This window comes from uncultured Aliiroseovarius sp. (assembly GCF_947497285.1).
In the GTDB taxonomy this organism is placed as follows: Bacteria; Pseudomonadota; Alphaproteobacteria; order Rhodobacterales; family Rhodobacteraceae; genus Aliiroseovarius.
On sequence record NZ_CANMFT010000001.1, the window covers coordinates 510,662 to 528,990 of the forward strand.

17 protein-coding genes are annotated in these 18,329 nt (G+C 59.2%); 4 read left to right on the forward strand and 13 right to left on the reverse strand.

All coding sequences use genetic code 11. The features are described 5' to 3' along the window. Window positions 1-194 precede the first annotated feature (194 nt). The 5 genes from Q0864_RS02415 to Q0864_RS02435 all read right to left on the reverse strand — a co-directional run bounded on the left by Q0864_RS02415 (window position 195) and on the right by Q0864_RS02435 (window position 3,997). Window positions 195-872, reverse strand: a complete 678-nt coding sequence (locus tag Q0864_RS02415) for an OmpA family protein (RefSeq protein ID WP_298565779.1) — start codon at window positions 870-872, stop codon at window positions 195-197. A gap of 1 nt (window position 873) precedes the next feature. Further along, the gene (locus Q0864_RS02420) at window positions 874-2,283 is read right to left on the reverse strand and encodes a type II and III secretion system protein family protein (protein WP_298565782.1); all 1,410 of its coding nucleotides are present in this window, start codon (window positions 2,281-2,283) and stop codon (window positions 874-876) included. A gap of 214 nt (window positions 2,284-2,497) precedes the next feature. Beyond that, window positions 2,498-3,334 (reverse strand): Flp pilus assembly protein CpaB, encoded by an 837-nt coding sequence (gene cpaB, locus Q0864_RS02425; protein WP_298565785.1) that lies wholly within the window; start codon window positions 3,332-3,334, stop codon window positions 2,498-2,500. Window positions 3,335-3,579: 245 nt separating this feature from the next. After that, complete coding sequence (locus Q0864_RS02430) at window positions 3,580-3,771, reverse strand: hypothetical protein (RefSeq protein ID WP_298565788.1); 192 nt, start codon at window positions 3,769-3,771, stop codon at window positions 3,580-3,582. Between the two features lie 34 nt (window positions 3,772-3,805). Further along, window positions 3,806-3,997 carry a hypothetical protein gene (locus tag Q0864_RS02435; protein WP_298565791.1) on the reverse strand — a complete coding sequence of 64 codons (192 nt, stop codon included), beginning with the start codon at window positions 3,995-3,997 and terminating at the stop codon, window positions 3,806-3,808. Between the two features lie 378 nt (window positions 3,998-4,375). On the opposite strand from Q0864_RS02435, the gene Q0864_RS02440 reads away from it, so the two are divergent. Continuing rightward, entirely contained in the window at window positions 4,376-5,185 is an 810-nt protein-coding gene (locus tag Q0864_RS02440; protein ID WP_298566174.1) for a lytic transglycosylase domain-containing protein, read from the forward strand. 4 nt (window positions 5,186-5,189) lie between these two features. Then, window positions 5,190-6,647, forward strand: coding sequence for a UbiA family prenyltransferase (locus tag Q0864_RS02445; RefSeq protein ID WP_298565795.1), 1,458 nt, complete (start codon window positions 5,190-5,192; stop codon window positions 6,645-6,647). 24 nt (window positions 6,648-6,671) lie between these two features. On the opposite strand, the gene Q0864_RS02450 is transcribed toward Q0864_RS02445, so the two are convergent. From Q0864_RS02450 to Q0864_RS02475, 6 genes are all read right to left on the reverse strand, one after another. Continuing rightward, window positions 6,672-7,421 carry an SDR family oxidoreductase gene (locus Q0864_RS02450; RefSeq protein WP_298565798.1) on the reverse strand — a complete coding sequence of 250 codons (750 nt, stop codon included), beginning with the start codon at window positions 7,419-7,421 and terminating at the stop codon, window positions 6,672-6,674. Between the two features lie 4 nt (window positions 7,422-7,425). After that, window positions 7,426-8,739 (reverse strand): FAD-binding oxidoreductase, encoded by a 1,314-nt coding sequence (locus tag Q0864_RS02455; protein ID WP_298565801.1) that lies wholly within the window; start codon window positions 8,737-8,739, stop codon window positions 7,426-7,428. Next, window positions 8,723-9,745, reverse strand: a complete 1,023-nt coding sequence (locus Q0864_RS02460; protein WP_363317594.1) for a lysylphosphatidylglycerol synthase transmembrane domain-containing protein — start codon at window positions 9,743-9,745, stop codon at window positions 8,723-8,725. Before Q0864_RS02460 ends, Q0864_RS02455 begins: the two co-directional genes overlap by 17 nt. A gap of 166 nt (window positions 9,746-9,911) precedes the next feature. Next, window positions 9,912-10,541: a 3-oxoacid CoA-transferase subunit B gene (locus tag Q0864_RS02465; RefSeq protein WP_298565805.1), complete on the reverse strand. Its 630-nt coding sequence runs from the start codon at window positions 10,539-10,541 to the stop codon at window positions 9,912-9,914. 4 nt (window positions 10,542-10,545) lie between these two features. After that, window positions 10,546-11,241: a CoA transferase subunit A gene (locus Q0864_RS02470; protein ID WP_298565808.1), complete on the reverse strand. Its 696-nt coding sequence runs from the start codon at window positions 11,239-11,241 to the stop codon at window positions 10,546-10,548. A 186-nt stretch (window positions 11,242-11,427) separates the two neighbouring features. Further along, the gene (locus Q0864_RS02475; RefSeq protein ID WP_298565811.1) at window positions 11,428-11,922 is read right to left on the reverse strand and encodes a hypothetical protein; all 495 of its coding nucleotides are present in this window, start codon (window positions 11,920-11,922) and stop codon (window positions 11,428-11,430) included. A gap of 174 nt (window positions 11,923-12,096) precedes the next feature. Between Q0864_RS02475 and Q0864_RS02480 the strand changes: the two genes are divergently transcribed. After that, window positions 12,097-12,333 carry a helix-turn-helix transcriptional regulator gene (locus Q0864_RS02480; RefSeq protein ID WP_298565814.1) on the forward strand — a complete coding sequence of 79 codons (237 nt, stop codon included), beginning with the start codon at window positions 12,097-12,099 and terminating at the stop codon, window positions 12,331-12,333. A 24-nt stretch (window positions 12,334-12,357) separates the two neighbouring features. Here the strand turns inward: Q0864_RS02480 and Q0864_RS02485 are convergent, their stop codons facing one another. Next, window positions 12,358-12,915: a L,D-transpeptidase gene (locus Q0864_RS02485; RefSeq protein ID WP_298565817.1), complete on the reverse strand. Its 558-nt coding sequence runs from the start codon at window positions 12,913-12,915 to the stop codon at window positions 12,358-12,360. A 138-nt stretch (window positions 12,916-13,053) separates the two neighbouring features. After that, window positions 13,054-15,630 (reverse strand): type I DNA topoisomerase, encoded by a 2,577-nt coding sequence (gene topA / locus Q0864_RS02490; RefSeq protein ID WP_298565820.1) that lies wholly within the window; start codon window positions 15,628-15,630, stop codon window positions 13,054-13,056. 234 nt (window positions 15,631-15,864) lie between these two features. Here topA and Q0864_RS02495 point away from each other — a divergent pair, with 234 nt between their 5' ends. Next, a complete protein-coding gene (locus Q0864_RS02495) occupies window positions 15,865-18,234 on the forward strand; it encodes a UvrD-helicase domain-containing protein (RefSeq protein WP_298565823.1) in 2,370 nt (789 codons plus the stop codon). Window positions 18,235-18,329 lie beyond the last annotated feature (95 nt).

Sequence of the window (18,329 nt, forward strand, 5' to 3'; positions counted from 1 at the left end):
ACCAATATATGGTGTGTTGGCTATATTAATAAGGCAAATCACGATGTCCTACAGGGGGAAAGATTACGCCAACTTCCCTTGAATGTGGCAAAAATGTGGTCCGCGGGCGGATTTGAGCGGCAAACCGGCACCAAGACGCAAAAAGGCGCGACCGTGTCGCGCCTTTTTGAAACTTGTCCGAGGGCTTAGCGGCGTCAGCCACCACCACCTTCGACCGTGCCAGCCGTGCCAGCCGAGATGATCGGCACCGGAACTGCGCTTCTGATATATTCGCGATAGATAACTTCGGCGTATTTGCCGTCCAGAACCGTAGGGTGACGGCCAACAAAGCCGGTCACTTCGGTCACCGTGCGACGGTTGCGAAGCTCGGGCTGTTGCGTCGGGATCAGAGGCTGTGTTTCGCCATAGCTGACCACGGCTTCCAGACGCGAACGGCTGATGCCTTGGGCAACAAGGTAATTCACAACCGCGCGGGCGCGGCGCATACCAAGACGCTTGTTATAGGCGTTCGACCCGACAAGGTCGGTGTGCCCATAAACGCGGAACCGCAATTCAGGGAATTGGTTGATCCAATGGGCCTGCTTGCGCAGGATGTTGCGGGCCTGATCATCAAGATTGGCGCGGTTGAATTCAAAATTCACCGTGTCTGCGGTTTCCTGGTTGAATCGATGCGCCATGCTGACGACAGCGTCGATCTTGCCCGTTTGCACCCCTTGGTTATAGGCGGTGGGCACGCCGAAATTGCCTTCGTCGATTTGGGCACCAGCTTCGCCGTGCCAGAACGCCAAGGCGGTTTTGTTGTCGGCGCAACCAGCCAGCAAGGCCATGATTGACGTCGCCGCGAGAAGGGGTTTGATCCGTGCGAGAGACATCTCAGTCCTCCATTACATAGCCATAGGAACCCGAGAAATCCTGTTGCGCGACTTCGCCCGCCGCGCCCGTGCGCGGTTTGTTCGGGGCAGAGGTCTTGCCAAACAGGAACAGGTCTTTTTCGGAAGGCGGGCGAATGCGGTCAGTCGGAACTGCCAGAACTTCGCCGCGCGTCGGGCTGACAAGATGCGCGGTCACGATGATGACAAGCTCGGATTGCTTGCGTTCGTATTCCGTGGATCTGAACAGCGCGCCCAGCACCGGAAGGTCACCCAACCAAGGCACCGATCCGATCACGTCCTGAAAGTCGTCTTCGATCAAGCCCGCGATGGCAAAGCTTTCGCCATCCCGCATTTCGACCGTGGTCGAGGTTTCGCGGCGGCGGAACGAATTCAGCGTCAGACCACCGTTGTTATAGCTGATCGAGCTGTCGATGCCTGAAACGGCGGCGTTCAGTTGAAGATTGATCACATCATCGGCAAGCACCGTTGGTGTAAAGGTCAGCTCGACCCCGAAAGGTTTGTAGCTGACTGTGATGCGATCTTCGCCGGAACTGACCGGGATCGGATATTCGCCACCTGCCAGGAACGAGGCTTCCTGACCTGACAACGCGGTCAGGTTGGGTTCGGCCAGTGTGCGAACGACGCCTTTGCTTTCAAGGGCTTCCAGAAGGATCCCCACTTGCAGGCTGCCGGCGCCAAAGCTCAGGCCAAAGACACCTTCCTGATCGCCATCGACAATGACGGGGAAGCTGCCGGCGTTGTTGCCGTTCTGCAGCCATGTGCCGGTTTCAGCAGCGATGGTCTGGTTGATCCCACCACTGAACCCGACAGAGCTGGACAGCGCTTTACGCACCGAGCGGCCCATTTCAGCAAAGCGCACCTTCAGCATGACCTGCTGGGTGCCGCCGACGGACATAAGGTTCGAGACACGTTCAGGCGCATAGCGCTGCGCCAGATCAAGCGCGCGGTCCATGCGCTGGATCGAACTGACCATACCCGACAGGACGATCCCGTCATTAGCGGTGCGCACTTCGATCTGTTCGCCGGGCAGGATTTGCCGCAGGCGTTCTTTGAATTCTGCGATGTCGGGGGCGACGTGCACCTCGACATTGGTAAGCAGCTTGCCATCAGCACCCAGCAGCGTCAGCGTCGTGCGTCCCGGTGTCTTGCCCAGCACGTAAATGGTGCGGTCCGACAGCGTCGAAATGTCGGCAATGCCCGGGTTTGCGATGGAAAGCTCGGCGAATGGTGCGTCACTTTCGACGACCACTGCACGGTTCATGGGAACCTTTAGTGCGCCCGATGGGGCGCCACTCATGACGCGTAAGGTTTCAGCGGATGCCCCCATGGGAGCGCCTAAGCCCAGCGTCAGGCCCAAAAGGGCCGCCTTGATAAAACGATCATATTTCATGTGATCCTGCCTCTCTGATCACGTCTCGATAGAAGGGGGCGACCCCTTTTGACTGCTCCGGATCTTCACGTCCGGTGATGGGTTTTTGCCCAATTAAAACGCAGACTGCGTTAGAAATTGAAAAAATGCAAGAATCAATGCCTTGTTGCCTCCTATTCATGTGGATAAGTCGCAACAGTCTGCGGGCCGGGGGCCGGCCCGCAAAGGGAAATTGTCATTCAGGACAGTCGATCGGGGTCTCGATGATGTCCGCGCCACGGCGCGTTTTGATCGTGCAGATCTCTTTTTTCGGACCGACAACCTCACCAATCAACTCGTCTTGACCGACTTCGACAGCCGTCGAAACGGTTTCGTCTTTTGCGCCGACAAGCGACAGAGAAAGGCGACCGCTTGATTGGGCCTGCGCAAGCGCGGCCACCTGACGGGGCGTGACTTCGACCGTGACGGTGCGCGCAATTGAGGGCGCAGCGCGGTCACTGTCCGCGATTTGGTCGACCGCGATCAGGGTCACACCGGCAAGGATCAGCTTTGTCACCGCCTGGTTGTTGCCCAGGTCATCCACGCCGCGACCGGTCCAGTAGACATCGACCCGGTCTCCGGGGCGCAAAAAGCCCGACACGCCAGAGCTGACATCAACATTGATCGCAAATGCCCGCATACCCGCAGACAGGCGCGACGCCACACCGGCATCGGCGCCCGGCTTGGTGACCTTAATGGTCATCAGGGCTTCGTCTTTTTCCATCGCCCGCAAAACGGTGCGGAATTTCTTTTCGCCGTCCGGGAAAATCTCGTCAATCGCGCGGAACGTGCCTTCGGGGATCGCATTCTCTGGCCAGTTCACCGGGCGAATGTCTTCCTCGGTCAGTTGCTCGCCATATCGCAGACCGCGATTTACGACAAAAACTTCGACCGTCGGCACTGCATTTGCGCGCGCGGCGCGTTCTGCTTCAAGCTGGGCTTGATAGTCGCCGATAAATCCCTGCGCCATATAGACTGCGAAGCCTGCAAGGCCGACGCCTACGACCAGGACCAGTCCAAAAACCAAACGCATCTTGAATCCTTTCCCTCAACCGAATGGAGAGCATCCCCAAAACGAACTAATTGATATATATGTCTTCGTGAATTGAGGCAATTTGAAGCACAAAGCATGAATTAAGGGTGAATTTCATCAAATGCGGCAACAATACTAGAGCTCGCCGATTTGATGTGTTGTTGTTGCATATCGACCAAAACCAGAATGCACAACGAAAAAGGCCGCGCCGGAGGGGCGCGGCCTTTCTTGCACAAGCTTTGGGCTTAGTGCGTCATGATGGTCATGGTCGACAGGTTCGACGAGATCTTGTTGGCCAGCGATTTGGTGCCGCCCGAAACCGATGTCAGAACTGCGATGCCCAGGCCCACGATAGCTGCGGTCAGAACGACCCAGTCTACGGTCACGGCGCCGTCTTCGTCGGCCTTGAAAGTCTTGATCAGGTTGAAAAGTTTCATAGTAATACTCCTTGGTTACTGGTTAATGCGACGCTTAGTGCGTCATGATGGTCATTGTCGACAGGTTCGACGAGATCTTGTTGGCCAGCGATTTGGTGCCGCCCGAAACCGAAGTCAGAACTGCGATACCCAGGCCCACGATAGCTGCGGTCAGAACGACCCAGTCTACGGTTACGGCGCCGTCTTCGTCGGCTTTGAAGGTCTTGATCAGGTTATAAAGTTTCATTTTGTGTCACTCCGAAAAGGTGTTGTTTCGTTTCTTTCACCTTGGCGCCTGAACTGTTTGCCGTCCGCAGCGCTGCTTGGCATGTAGCTAATTAACCCCTTGATTGGGGCGAGAGTTGGGCGGGTTTCGTACCTTTTATGGCTTAACGATTTTTTAATGTATTTACTATTTAATGCTTTGAAAAACATAGAGAAAAAAATTGAAATAATCTTATAGTCCTTAATTTTGTGGGCTTTCTGACATCAGTTTTGGAAACGATTCAAGGTAATTCTGGCTCTGTAGACACAAATCTGCGACAAAAGGCAAAACAATCCGAGGCAGAGCAGTGAACCGCAAATGCGGCGCTTCGTAAACATAAGCATATTTCTGACCCTTGTAATGGGGTCTCAGGTGCAGGCGGATGACGCGCCGGCGCCCTTTGCTGACTTTACCTTCAAGCGAGTCGGCGTGCCGGATGCTGGGGCCAAACGGATCACCATCCAGATCGACCCGGCTGCTCAAGCCGCAGCTCTTGCCGTAAAACCCCGCACATCGCCAGACCAGACCGACAGCGCCGAACCGGGTGACGGGGACGCGGTCGTGGCAAGCGTCGCGCCGATCTCGCCTGAATGGGACTGGTTCTGGACCGCCGTTTCGCCGCGCCTAGACAAGGCAGGCCCCGCCAATGTGCGCGCGGCGCTGGATCTTGTCGCAACGCAAGAAGGTATGCCGCAGCCGCGCCTGCAACATCTGCAGGGCATCGCGCAGGCGTATGGCAAGGATATCCTGAGCGCGACGATCGGCACGCCTGTATCTCCGGCACTGGTGCTTGCGCTGATCTCGGTCGAAAGTGCAGGGCGCGTTGACGCTGAAAGCGGGGCAGGGGCGCAGGGGCTCATGCAATTGATTCCGGCGACGGCTGAACGCTTTGGTGTGGCAGATAGCGGTGACCCCACGCAGAACATCAAAGGTGGCGTGGCCTATTTGCAGTGGCTGCTGACCCATTTTCAGGGCGACCCCATTTTGGCCCTTGCCGGATATAATGCGGGCGAAAACGCAGTGACCGACAATGGCGGTGTGCCTCCTTATGCGGAGACGCGTGCTTATGTGCCCAAGGTTCTGGCGGCATGGCAAGTGGCGCGTGGCCTGTGCCTGACCCCGCCAGAGCTTTTGTCTGACGGCTGTGTTTTTGCCGTGAACGGAGTGTAGACCAATGGCTGACAATTCTGCCAACAAACCCGCCCGCAAGCCTTTGGTGCTGGATGTCGATGGCACATTTCTGCGCACCGACATGTTGTTCGAATGCTTTTGGGCGGGCTTGGGAAAGAACCCGTTTGCCACGCTGAAGACCAGCTTTGCGCATTTCAAAAACCCGGCACGCCTGAAGGCTGAACTGGCTCAGATTGCCCAGCTGCGCACCGACCTTCTGCCCGTCGAACCCGAGGTTCTGGCGATGGCACGCACCGCGCAAAGCCAAGACTACGAGGTCATTTTGGCCTCGGCGTCGGACCAGTCGCTGGTGACACGTTTGGCAGCTGATCACGGCCTGTCAGAGCGCGTCTTCGCCTCTGACGGGGTGACCAACCTCAAGGGCGAACGCAAGGCCGACGCCTTGATCGCCGCCTATGGTGAAGAAGGGTTCGATTATGGTGGCAACGCCGCAGTGGATCGCGCGATCTGGGACCATGCAGATGGCGCATTGGTGGTGGGGGACGAACGCTCGGCCAAGGTGATGGAGGCACGCGGCAAACCCGTAACCCGCATCAATGCGGGCTGGCGCATGAAAGATGTGCTGAGAAGCTTCCGCCCCCATCAATGGGTCAAGAACGTGCTTTTGTTTGTGCCGTTGATTGCGGGGCACGCGTTTGACCTGAACACCCTTATGATGGCGATCCTTGGGGTGATCAGCTTTTCGGCAGCGGCGTCGTCCATCTATCTGGTCAATGATCTTCTGGACCTTGAGGCCGATCGGCTGCATGTGAAGAAATGCAAACGTCCCTTTGCCTCGGGCGCGGTGCCGATACAGGTGGGGATGGTGTCGTTTCTGGTGTTGGCAGCGATCGCGTTGGGCGTTGCCGCGGCCCTTGGCTGGGCTTTTGTCGGTGTCGTCAGCTTCTATATGCTGTTGTCGCTGGCCTATTCCCTTAAGCTCAAGCGGATGCGCTGGGTCGATATCGCGGTGCTGGCCTCGCTCTACACACTCAGGGTGGTTGCGGGCGCGGCGGCGACAGGCATCTATGTGTCGGGCTACCTGCTTGTCTTCATCTTCCCGGTGTTTCTGGCACTGGGCTGCGTGAAGCGGCTGACCGAGCTTACGTTGGCCACATCCGATGCCCGTCTGCCGGGGCGCGGCTATGGCCGCCCTGACCGGCCTGACCTGTTGAACGTGGCGTCGCTGGGTGTGGTGGCCGCGCTGGTCGCGTTTTTCCTCTATTCCTTCACCGATCAAGCCATCTCGCTTTACAAGACGCAATGGCTGATCTGGGTGGCCGAGATCCCGCTGGCGTGGTGGATGATCCGCATGGTGCGTCTGGGCTGGCACGGCAAGCAGGATTACGACCCGATCGTCTTTGCGATGAAGGACAAGCGCGGCATTGGCCTGATGTTGATGGCCATGTCGATCATGTTCTATGCCGCAGGCTTGTGGCAGGAATGGTTCGGGGTCGGCTAACGCGCCGCCTAGTCAAACCGGTCCTCAGATCGACATTTTCTTAAAGACAAACTCCGGGATGTGTCGGATGATCAGCATGATATAGCGCCAGAAGAACGGTGTGTAGATTACGTTGCGCTGCTTCTCGACCGCTTTCAGGATGTCAGCCGCCACCTTCTGGGGTGAGGCGACAAGGAACATCCCTTCGATCCCCCATGTCATCGCGGTGTCCACGAAGCCGGGCTTTACCGTTACCACATGGCCGCCCGCGCGGGTCAGGCGGTTGCGCAGGCCCGACAGATAGGTGGCAAATCCTGCCTTGGCCGAGCCATAGACATAGTTGCCGATTCGACCCCGATCGCCTGCAACCGAACAAACGCCGACAATTGTGCCCGCACCCCGGTCTTCGATGATTGGGGCGAGCATGGTCAGGAATGCCGCAGGGCCGGTGTGGCTGTCTTTCACCACGCCTTCGATCAGGGCGGGGTTGGCGTCGATGTCTTCTTGAGCGGGCATCGAGCCAACAAAGACTGCGGCGTTGATCACGCCCTCCTCGCGCCCGGCGCGGTCGATGATCGGCTGGAAGGTTGCGATGTCGCGGGCGTCGAACTTCACCGCCTCAGCGGTCACACCGCGCGCGGACAGGTCTGTTGCGGATCGTTTCAGGTCGTCCATATCGCGCCCGGCCAGAATGACACTTGCGCCTTGATCGGCCACGGCCTGCGCAAAGGCGCGCGCCATGGATGAGGTTGCACCTAGGATGATCCAGCACTGGTTTTGTTTGGTCTTTGTCATGTTCTTACTCCGCCTCGCGCAGGTTCAGACGGCGCACCATATCGGTTTCCAGCGCGTGATCCGGGTCGGCCTTGTTGACCTGTTTCACCCAGTCGCCATGTTCGGGATACATCGCCTTGATTGCGGGTCCAGTGGCCAATGCGTCCTTGGCAAGATAAAGCCGCCCGCCAGCGTCCATGGTCATGTCCTCAAGCATCGCGATCAGGTCGACAGCCGCGTCACGGGCGGGGAAATCGACGGCGAGCGTGTAGCCTTCCATCGGGAAGCTCATATGCCCGGCACGTCCCGGTCCCATGCGTTTGAGCACGGCCAGAGGCGACGAAAGGCCTGCGCCCGCGATCAGCTCCAGCATCGCTTTCAAGGCACCTGCCTGGTCCAGCGGCACCACGTTTTGAAACTGGTAAAAGCCGCGTTTTCCGTAAAGGCGGTTCCAGTCGTGGATTTTGTCGAGCGGGAAGAAGAAGTCGTCGATCCGTTTGACGGACGAGCGCCCCGAGCTTGGCACCCGTCGGTAGTAAGCGTTGTTGAAGGCCCGGACGACCGGACCCGCCAGTGCGAAATTCGGCGCGTCCAGCGGGATCTTCTTGGACGGCTTTGCCTTGGGCAGAAGCCCTGCGGCCAACTCGGCCTCTTCAATGACACCGCGCCCAAGGGCTGCACCCTTGGCGGTCGTGTCGATCCAGCCGACCGTATAGGTCGCCTGACTGCCATCGAGCAGGGCAAGGTGGTCGTCCCAATCCTCGGCCCGGCGTTCTGTGACCATCATCACGTCGCCGGGGCAAGGTTTGAGTTGCAATTTCGCCTCAGCAATCACGCCGGTCTGGCCGATCCCGCCCATGGTGGCGCGGAACAGGTTTGCGTTGCGGGTGGGTGTGGCAACGGTGCGTTTGTCGCCATTGAACAGGGTGACAGAGAGCACATGCTGGCCAAAACTGCCTTCGTTATGGTGGTTCTTGCCGTGCACGTCTTGTGCGATGCAGCCGCCCACGGTGGCAAAGCCGGTGCCGGGCATGACGGCGGGCAGCCATCCGCGCGGGGCGAAGACGTGGGCCAGATCACCGATGGTGATGCCGGCCTCGACCGTGACAACGCCGGTGTCTGCGTCAAAGTCGATGATGCGATTCATCCGCGTCATGTCGATGGCGCGACCACCGTCGTTTAGCGGCGCATCACCATAGGATCGGCAATTGCCGATGGCCGGGCAGGGATGCTGCGCCACCGCGGCCTTCAGGCTCCGGGCGCGTTCGGGACGCGCCAGTTCGGCAGAGGCTTTCAGAACGCGGCCCCAGCCGGAATACTCGTTATTTTTCCAAACCATGTGTATGTCTCAAAGAGTTGCGTTCGGCGACGGGAAAGACCAGAAGGCCGATCCCGATGGCGAACCAAAGGGTTGTTACGCGGATGATGGCGGTGGCGGGGACGCTGACCTCAAGCGGCACGCCTTCCATCGCAAGCAGGGCGATCATGGCGGCTTCAGCCCCGCCGACGCCGCCGGGTGCACCGGTCAGGCCACCGGCAAGGGTTGAGAAGACGAAGATGGCGACCGCCTTGGCAAAGCCGATATCGGCCCCCATCCACATCAGAAGAAGGTGAAAGGCATAGCCTTCGGCAATCCAGCCAATGACCCCGATCAGAGCGGCAAGCGCCATCAATGTGGGCGAAGTGAACGCCGACAGCGAAAGGGAGGCACGGCGGATCTTGGCCCAAAGCCGCGCAAACCGCCCGGTGATCCTGTGCCCCATCGTGGCAAACCAGCCCAGCAGGCGCGGTCGGGTCGCGGCGAAGGCGGCGATCAGGGCAAGGATGGTGACGGGCAGCCCGCCCGCGATCCCGGTGGCCGAAAAGGCCAGCGCAAGCCCAAGGATCAGGGCCATGGCTGACAGGTCCGATGCGCGATCAACCAACACAAGGGGGGCCGTGCGTTCAAACGCCCAACCGGTTTCGCGCTTCAGCCAGCGCATCCGCACCAGCTCGCCCACGCGGCCGGGTGTGACCGACATAGCAAAGCCGCCAAGGAAGTGGCGCAGGTCTTGGACAAGACCCGTGGGCAGTCCCAGTTTGCGCGCAAAGATATGCCAGCGCAGCCCACGAAACAGGTAATTCACAAGGCTGAGTGCAAGCAGGGCAACAAATTGCAAGCCCGTCAGCTTGGCAAGCTGGGCGCGGGTTTCGTCCCACCCGGTTGCAGCCGCCAGCCCGATCAGCCCGACCAGAACCAGCCCGAACAACCCAAACAGCACAAGCGTATCACGCAGCCGCCGGGGGGCGGCGTCCGGTGCAGATTGTTTCTCTGCAGTGGATGATATGGGGTTTGTGCTGCTCATTGTCATTGCCCGGCTTATGGCGGGGGATTGAGGCGAGATTATGAAAGCTTCCGCGCAATTGCGAGGGGAAATACGGCGAGAAGCCTTCACCCGCACGCATCAGCCCCACGTGAAACAACAAAGGGCCCCCGAACGGGAGCCCCTTGATATCGTGTTCGCGCTGGTTCTAGTTGACGATCGTCGCCTCGGTCGCGGCGCGCAATTCGTCCTCGGTCACGCCATCGGCGGTCTCGACGATTTTCAAGCCCCCCTCGACCACATCCAGAACCCCAAGGTTGGTGATGATACGGTCGACCACAGCCTTGCCGGTCAGCGGCAGGGTGCATTCCTTCAGCACTTTGCTGTCGCCATGCTTGTTGGTGTGATCCATCACGACCACCACGCGGCCAACACCGGCCACAAGGTCCATCGCGCCGCCCATGCCTTTGACCAGCTTGCCGGGGATCATCCAGTTCGCCAGGTCGCCGTTTTCGGCCACTTCCATCGCGCCAAGGATCGCCATGGCGATCTTGCCGCCCCGGATCATCCCAAAGCTCATCGAGCTGTCGAAATACGAGGTCTGGGGCAGTTCGGTGATGGTCTGCTTGCCGGCGTTGATCAGGTCGGCGTCGATCTCGGCCTCGGTCGGGAAGGGGCCCATGCCCAGCATGCCGTTTTCCGATTGCAGTGTGACCTCGACCCCGTCGGGGATGAAGTTCGATACCAGCGTCGGGATGCCGATGCCAAGGTTCACATACCAACCGTCTTGCAGTTCCTGTGCCGCGCGGGCGGCCATTTGATTGCGGTCCCATGCCATGATCTCAGCCCTCCCGAATGGTGCGTTGTTCGATACGCTTTTCGTGATCGCCCTGAATGATGCGATGCACATAGATGCCCGGCAGGTGGATCGCATCGGGGTCAAGCGACCCTGTCGGCACAATCTCCTCGACTTCGGCCACGCAAACCTTGCCACACATGGCGGCGGGCGGGTTGAAGTTGCGGGCGGTCTTGCGGAACACAAGGTTGCCGGTTTCATCGGCTTTCCACGCTTTCACGATGGACAGGTCGGCGAAGATGCCTTCCTCAAGGATATATTCCTCGCCATTGAAGACCTTCACTTCTTTGCCTTCAGCGATGACGGTGCCCACGCCAGTTTTGGTATAAAAACCGGGGATGCCGTGACCGGCAGCGCGCATGCGCTCGGCCAATGTGCCTTGCGGGTTGAACTCAAGCTCCAACTCGCCCGACAGGTATTGGCGCATGAACTCGGCGTTTTCGCCCACATAGGACGACATCATTTTCTTGATCTGCTTGGTGTCCAGCAATTTGCCAAGCCCGAAGCCATCAACACCGCAGTTGTTTGATGCGATCGTGATGTCTTTGACGCCGCTTTCGACCAGCGCGTCGATCAGAAGCTCGGGAATGCCGCACAGACCAAAGCCCCCGGCGGCAATCAGCATGCCGTCGCTCAGCAGCCCATCAAGGGCTTCGCCGGCGCTGCCATATACCTTTTTCATGAAAGTTACCTCTCGTCAGTTTCGCACCTGTTCTGACGCGTGGGGGGGAGGGAGTCAACGAAACGTGAGCGTTTGAGGCGCGCGCAGGTATTTCTACTTAGGTCCGAGTTCATGTGCTCGCGACACCTAAGGATAATGCACCGATGCGCATGCTAACGCACAGGTGTCTGAGACGGGGCTAAATGCCTACTGATTTGTGAGTCCCGCCAGAATTACGCCGCCAACACACAATATGCCCAGCACCAACAGCACAGAAACCCCGAGCCAAGTTGCGATGGCAAGCACAACCAGGCCGCCAACCAATAGATACGGAAAAACGCCAACCCAAAAGCCGCCAATCAAATCGGTGAGCATTTCGGCGGGTTCGTCTGTTTTGGAGGTCAGGGCGCGATACAGCACGAAAAGCGGAATGGCCACGGCAAGCAGGACAAAGACCCAAGACATCGTGACGCCATCTTCGGTGGCGTTGAACGACCACATGGCCAACCCCGCAAAAACCAGAAAAGGCACAAGAGCCATGAGCGCGGTCAGAAACATGCCTTCAAACACGCCGGCAATTGACACAGTGCGTTTGCGGAAAAAGCTGTGCGTTCTGTCGGTTTGGATCGCGCGATCAACGTCGCGTTTCTCATCGTGCGCTTTGGCTTTTGCCTCGGTGATATAATCCCTGTTATCATTCATGCGATTGCTCAAATCTGTTTTTTTGCCCCAACGGTTTGCCCGACGAATTAGGCAAATTTAAGACCGCTACGCAATCGCACCATGAATGAAGTTAAAGCCAGCGCAACCAAACCCTCACCTCGGCCAGGACTATGTTGCGCAGCCGCTGGCTTTTTCACCGCAATGTTGCAAGCCATGTTCGCGCAATGGTCGTTGACCGAAGCCAAGCAGGACATCGCGCTGTTGACCGTCAATGGCATGACCGTGGCCGAGATCGCCGAGGCACGCAACACCAGTCGAGGCACGGTCAAATCGCAAAGCAACGCGATCTACCGCAAGGCTGGGGTAAAGGACCGCACGCAAGTAGTCGGCGCGGTTGTTGCGGACCTGCTTGAAGGGCCGGACGACCAGAAAAGAAAGGATGCCGCTTAGGCCGCGCCCTTCTTGCTGCCCCCCTTAGATGACCCGCACTTGTGCGCCAATTGGCGTGATCGAGAACAGCTCGGCGATGGCGCTGTTGTATAGCCCGATACAGCCATCCGAACTGCGCCGCCCGATCTTGCGCGTGTCATGGGTGCCGTGGATCAGATAAGCGGGCCAATCCAGATACATGGCGTGCGTGCCCAGCGGATTGTCCGGGCCGGGCGGGGTGTATTTCAGGTCTGGATTACGTTCCATCATACTGGGGGTCGGCGTCCAGTCTGGTCCGACCTTCTTGCGCACAATCTTTGTGTATCCGGTCTTGGTCAGTTCATCCGTCATCGGAACCGAGGAAGGATAAATGCGATAATCGCGGCCATCCGCGCTCCAGTAATGCAAGGCGCGCGAAACCGTGTCACAGACGATCGTGACCCGGTCCAGCTTGTCGAAATGATCACGCCAGTCCTGACTGGCAAAGCTCGACACGTTGCGCTTAGCGGTTTCGATGATGGGTGTGGCAAGCCCGGCAGCGGGCAGCACGAAAGAGGCTGTTGCGCCCGCGATGACCGCGCGGCGCGAAAGAATACGTGACATGGTGAGGCTCACTGTTCGATTGCGTTTGGCCGCAATCAATCCAACGCGCGCGCAGGTTTCAACTCACGAATGCGCGAGTTTGAATGTGGCACCCGCAGTGTCGCATTTCTGGCCCGGATCAAGGTGTCAAAGCCGCCGTCAGCCCTTGCTGGCGGCGGGCTTTTTCTTTGCGGCGGGTTTCTTTGCTGCCGCTTTCTTCTTCGGTGCTGCTTTCTTTTTCGCAGGTTTCTTCTTCCCGGCTTTTTCCGTGATCAGGGCGACCGCCATCTCCATGGTCACGTCAGCGGCTTCGACATCCTTGGGAATGGTCGCGTTGACCTTTTCCCATTTCACATAAGGCCCATAGCGCCCGTCCATGACATTGACCGGCCCGCCGTTTTCGGGATGTTCGCCCAGTTCTTTCAACGGCTTGGCCGCTGCGCGTCCGCGCCCACCGGGGTTGGCGCGTTTTTCCGCCAGCATCTCGACCGCGCGGTTCATGCCGATCTCGAACACGTCATCGGGGTCTTTCAGATTGGCATAGGTCGGTTTGGCGTCGTCGGGCAGTTTGTGCATGACATAAGGGCCAAAGCGCCCGAAATTCGCGCTGATCATGCCGCCTTCGGGGTGTTCGCCAATTTCGCGGGGCAAGGACAGCAGCACCAGAGCCTTCTCTAGGTCCATCGCGTCCTTGTCCCACCCTTTGGGCAGGCTGGCACGTGGTGGTTTTTTGTTTTCAGGCGTCGGTTCACCGCGCTGCACGTAGGGGCCGAAACGACCAGATTTCAACCAGATCTCGTCGCCCTGATCTTCGCCCAGCAGACGTTCATCCCCCTCGGCGCCTTCGCCCGCGATGGGGCGGGTATAGGTGCATTCAGGATAGTTGCCACAACCGACAAACCCACCAGTGCGCGAGGTTTTCAGGTGCAGCTGACCGTTGCCGCATTTCGGGCAGATGCGCGGGTCTGATCCATCTTCGCGGGGCGGATACAGTTGCGGCGCAAGGGCGGCGTCGAGCTTGTCGAGCACTTCCGAAATGCGCAATTCTGATGTCTCGGCAATTGCCGCCGAGAAATCACGCCAGAAGCGCGCAAGCACCTCTTTGTAATCCATATCGCCGGCCGAGATTTCGTCCAGCTCTTCTTCCAAATTCGCGGTGAACTCGTATCCCACATACTTGCGGAAGAAGTTCATCAGAAAGATCGTGACGATCCGTCCCTTATCCTCGGGGAACAGACGGTTCTTGTCCTTGCGAACATACTCGCGGTCCTGGATCGTGGTGATAACGGATGCGTAGGTCGAGGGGCGACCGATGCCCAGTTCTTCCATCCGCTTGACCAACGTGGCTTCGGTGTAACGGGGCGGGGGCTGGGTGAAATGCTGTTCGGGCGTGACACCCTTTTTCTCGGCCTTTTCGCCTTCCATGATCTGGGGCAGGCGCTTGTCGTCGTCATCCACCACCTGATCGTCGCGACCTTCTTCATAGACCTTCAGAAAGCCCTCGAACACGACAACCTGTCCGGTGGCGCGCAGCACGACCTGACCGTCGGATGAGCCCACATCAACCGTGGTGCGTTCGAACTTCGCGCTTTCCATCTGGCTGGCCAGCGTGCGCTTCCAGATCAGGTCGTAAAGCTTGCGCTGATCGGGTTCCAACCGCGCCAGATCGCTCGCGGATACGGTCATATCGGTCGGGCGGATACATTCGTGTGCCTCTTGGGCGTTCTTGGCCTTGTTCTTGTAAATCCGGGGCTTGGCCGGGATGAACTCCTTGCCATAGCGATCCGAAATCGCGTCACGCGCGGCGGCCACGGCTTCCGGCGCCATGTCGATCCCGTCGGTCCGCATGTAGGTGATGTAACCAGCTTCATACAGGCGCTGGGCCGTCGACATGGTCTGGCGCGCGCCAAAGCCGAACTTACGGCTGGCGTCCTGTTGCAGGGTCGACGTCATGAAGGGCGGCGAGGGGTTGCGGGTGGCAGGCTTGGCTTCCACCGATTGCACGGTCAGATCGCGCGAGGAAATCGCCTGCACGGCCATTTCGGCCGCGGTCTCATTCTCAAGGTCGTAACGGTCAAGTTTCTGGCCGCCAAGAACCGTCAAACGCGCCTCAAACTCCTGCCCGCGCGGGGTGGAGAGCAGGGCTTTCACAGACCAGTATTCGCGGGCCTTGAACGCCTCGATCTCTTCCTCACGCTCAACGATCAGGCGCAGGCAGACCGACTGCACACGGCCCGCAGAGCGCGCGCCGGGCAGTTTGCGCCACAGAACGGGGCTGAGGTTGAAGCCCACCAGATAATCCAGTGCGCGACGGGCCAGATAGGCCTCGACCAGATCGGTGTCGACGTCGCGGGGATGCTCCATCGCCTCGGTCACTGCGGATTTGGTGATCGCGTTGAACACAACACGGCTGACCGGTGTGTCCTTCTTGATCGCCCGCCGCTTGCGCAGGGCTTCCTCAAGGTGCCACGAAATCGCTTCGCCTTCACGATCGGGGTCGGTTGCGAGGATCAGGTTGTTGTCGTCTTTCAACGCATCCGCAATGGCGCGCACGTGCTTGGCGCTGTCGCGACCAATTTCCCATGTCATGGCGAAATCGGCGTCTGTGTCGACCGATCCATCCTTGGGCGGCAAATCACGCACGTGACCGTAAGAGGCAAGAACGGTGTAGTCCGACCCAAGATACTTGTTGATGGTCTTGGCTTTGGCCGGGCTTTCAACGACGACAACTGGCATGAACTTCCTCTCGACTCAGTCAGGCCACGCAATACTGGCCCCTCATCACGGGGCGTTAGATGGGTCGGGAAGGGGCAGGTTGTCAATGGCGTGTCATTATATATAGGGGCAGGGTGCGCCACGCCCCCTTTAGGGGGCGGAGAATTTCAGCCCGCAGGCGACAATCGGTTTGCGCGCAAAGAACATTCGTGGAACACTCTTCCCACCCGCATCCCCCGTTGATAAAGAACACCCATGAGCGAATTCGACGAAAACGACGCATTCGAGGCCGCCGCCCGCCCCAGCCTGTCGCAACAGGCGATGGCCGCGCGCCCGATGCCTTACCTTGATGGGCTGAACCCCGCGCAACGCGAGGCGGTCGAGGTGTTGAACGGCCCCGTCCTGATGCTGGCGGGTGCGGGGACGGGGAAGACCAAGGCTCTGACGACGCGGATTGCGCATCTTTTGAACACCGGGCAGGCGCGGACGAACGAGATCCTTGCCGTAACCTTCACCAACAAGGCCGCGCGCGAGATGAAAGAGCGTGTCGCCAGCCTGCTGGGGCAAACGGTTGAGGGGATGCCCTGGATGGGCACGTTCCACTCAATCTGTGTGAAGCTTCTGCGCCGTCATGCCGAGCTTGTGGGGCTGAAAACGAACTTCACTATTCTGGACACGGACGACCAGATCAGGCTGATGAAGCAGCTGATTGCCGCCAACAATATCGACGAAAAGCGCTGGCCCGCGCGGCTGCTCGCTGGCGTGATCGACAACTGGAAGAACAGGGCTTGGACGCCCGAGGTGCTGCCGGCGGGTGAGGCCAACGCGTTCAATGGACGCGGCCCCGAGCTTTATGCGCAGTATCAGGCGCGGCTGAAGACGCTGAACGCCTGCGACTTCGGCGACCTGCTTTTGCACATGGTCACAATTTTTCAGAAACACGACGACATCCTGAAGCAATACCAAGGCTGGTTTCGCTACATCCTCGTCGACGAATACCAAGATACCAACGTGGCCCAATACCTGTGGCTGCGCCTGCTGGCGGCGGGTCACAAGAATATCTGCTGTGTGGGCGATGACGACCAGTCGATCTATGGCTGGCGCGGGGCGGAAGTGGGAAATATCTTACGGTTTGAAAAGGATTTTCCGGGCGCCAAAGTCGTCCGGCTGGAACAAAACTACCGGTCGACCGCGCATATTCTGGCGGCCGCCTCCGGCGTAATTGCGGGCAACGAAGACCGGCTGGGCAAAGAGCTTTGGACGGACGCCGAGGGCGGCGAAAAGGTCCGCCTGATCGGCCATTGGGACGGCGACGAAGAAGCCCGTTGGGTCGGTGAAGAAATCGAGGCGAAGCAATCGGGCACCCGTGGCCGCGCGCCGATGTCTTTGGACGATATGGCTATCCTCGTGCGCGCCTCCCACCAGATGCGCGCGTTTGAGGATCGTTTCCTGACCATCGGTCTGCCCTACCGCGTGATCGGCGGCCCACGTTTTTACGAGCGTTTGGAAATCCGCGATGCGATGGCCTATTTCCGGCTGGCAGTGAGCCAAGACGACGATCTGGCGTTTGAACGCATCGTCAACACGCCGCGCCGCGGGCTGGGTGACAAGGCGGTGCAGACCATTCAGGGGCTTGCGCGCCAAAACGGCGTGTCGCTGGTCGAAGGCGCGCGGATTGCGGTCGAAAGCGGTGCCATCAAAGGCAAGGGCGGCAAGGGGCTGGCCGAGCTGGTCTTGGGGCTGGACCGCTGGTTCAACCAGTTGCGCGCCGAGGCTGACACCCATGTCGAAATGGCCGAGGTGATCTTGGAAGAATCCGGCTATACGGACATGTGGCTGAACGACAAAACGCCCGAGGCACCGGGGCGGCTTGAAAACCTCAAGGAACTGGTCAAGGCATTGGAAAGTTTTGAAAACCTGCAAGGGTTCTTGGAGCATATCAGCCTGATCATGGACAATGACAGCGACGACGCCGAGGAAAAAGTGACCATCATGACGCTACACGGCGCGAAGGGGTTGGAGTTTCCTGCGGTCTTCCTGCCGGGGTGGGAGGATGGGCTGTTCCCATCCCAACGCTCGATGGATGAAAGCGGGCTGAAGGGCCTCGAAGAAGAGCGCCGTCTGGCCTATGTGGGTATCACACGGGCCGAGGAGATTTGCACGATCTCGTTTGCCGCCAATCGCCGCGTTTACGGCCAGTGGCAGTCACAACTCCCCTCGCGCTTCGTCGATGAACTGCCCACAGACCATGTCGAGGTGCTGACCGCGCCGGGCCTTTACGGTGGTGGCTATGGTGGTGCGGCAGGCGATTTCGGTGCGTCACCGCTTGAGGACAAAGCCAGCCGGGCGGATGCCTATAACTCGCCGGGGTGGAAGCGGATGCAGGCGCAGGGGAATATACGCGCGAAATCCAGCCCGAACGAGGCGCGCGGGTTGGTGATCGACGCAACGGCAGTATCGTCCTTCACCCAAGGCGACCGCGTGTTTCACACCAAGTTCGGCTATGGCACGGTGATGGGCATCGAAGGCGACAAGCTGGATATCGAGTTTGACAAGGCGGGAGCGAAGAAAGTCGTTTCCAAGTTCATCGTCCCTGCAGCGCAGGCGGGCGACGTGCCGTTCTAAGAGAGCGTCGGGCCATCAGCGCCGATCTGCGCCGCCATGCACCTGCCTTGAAAGCGATGCCGTTATCCCGGACCACGCGTTTTTCCGGACCACCA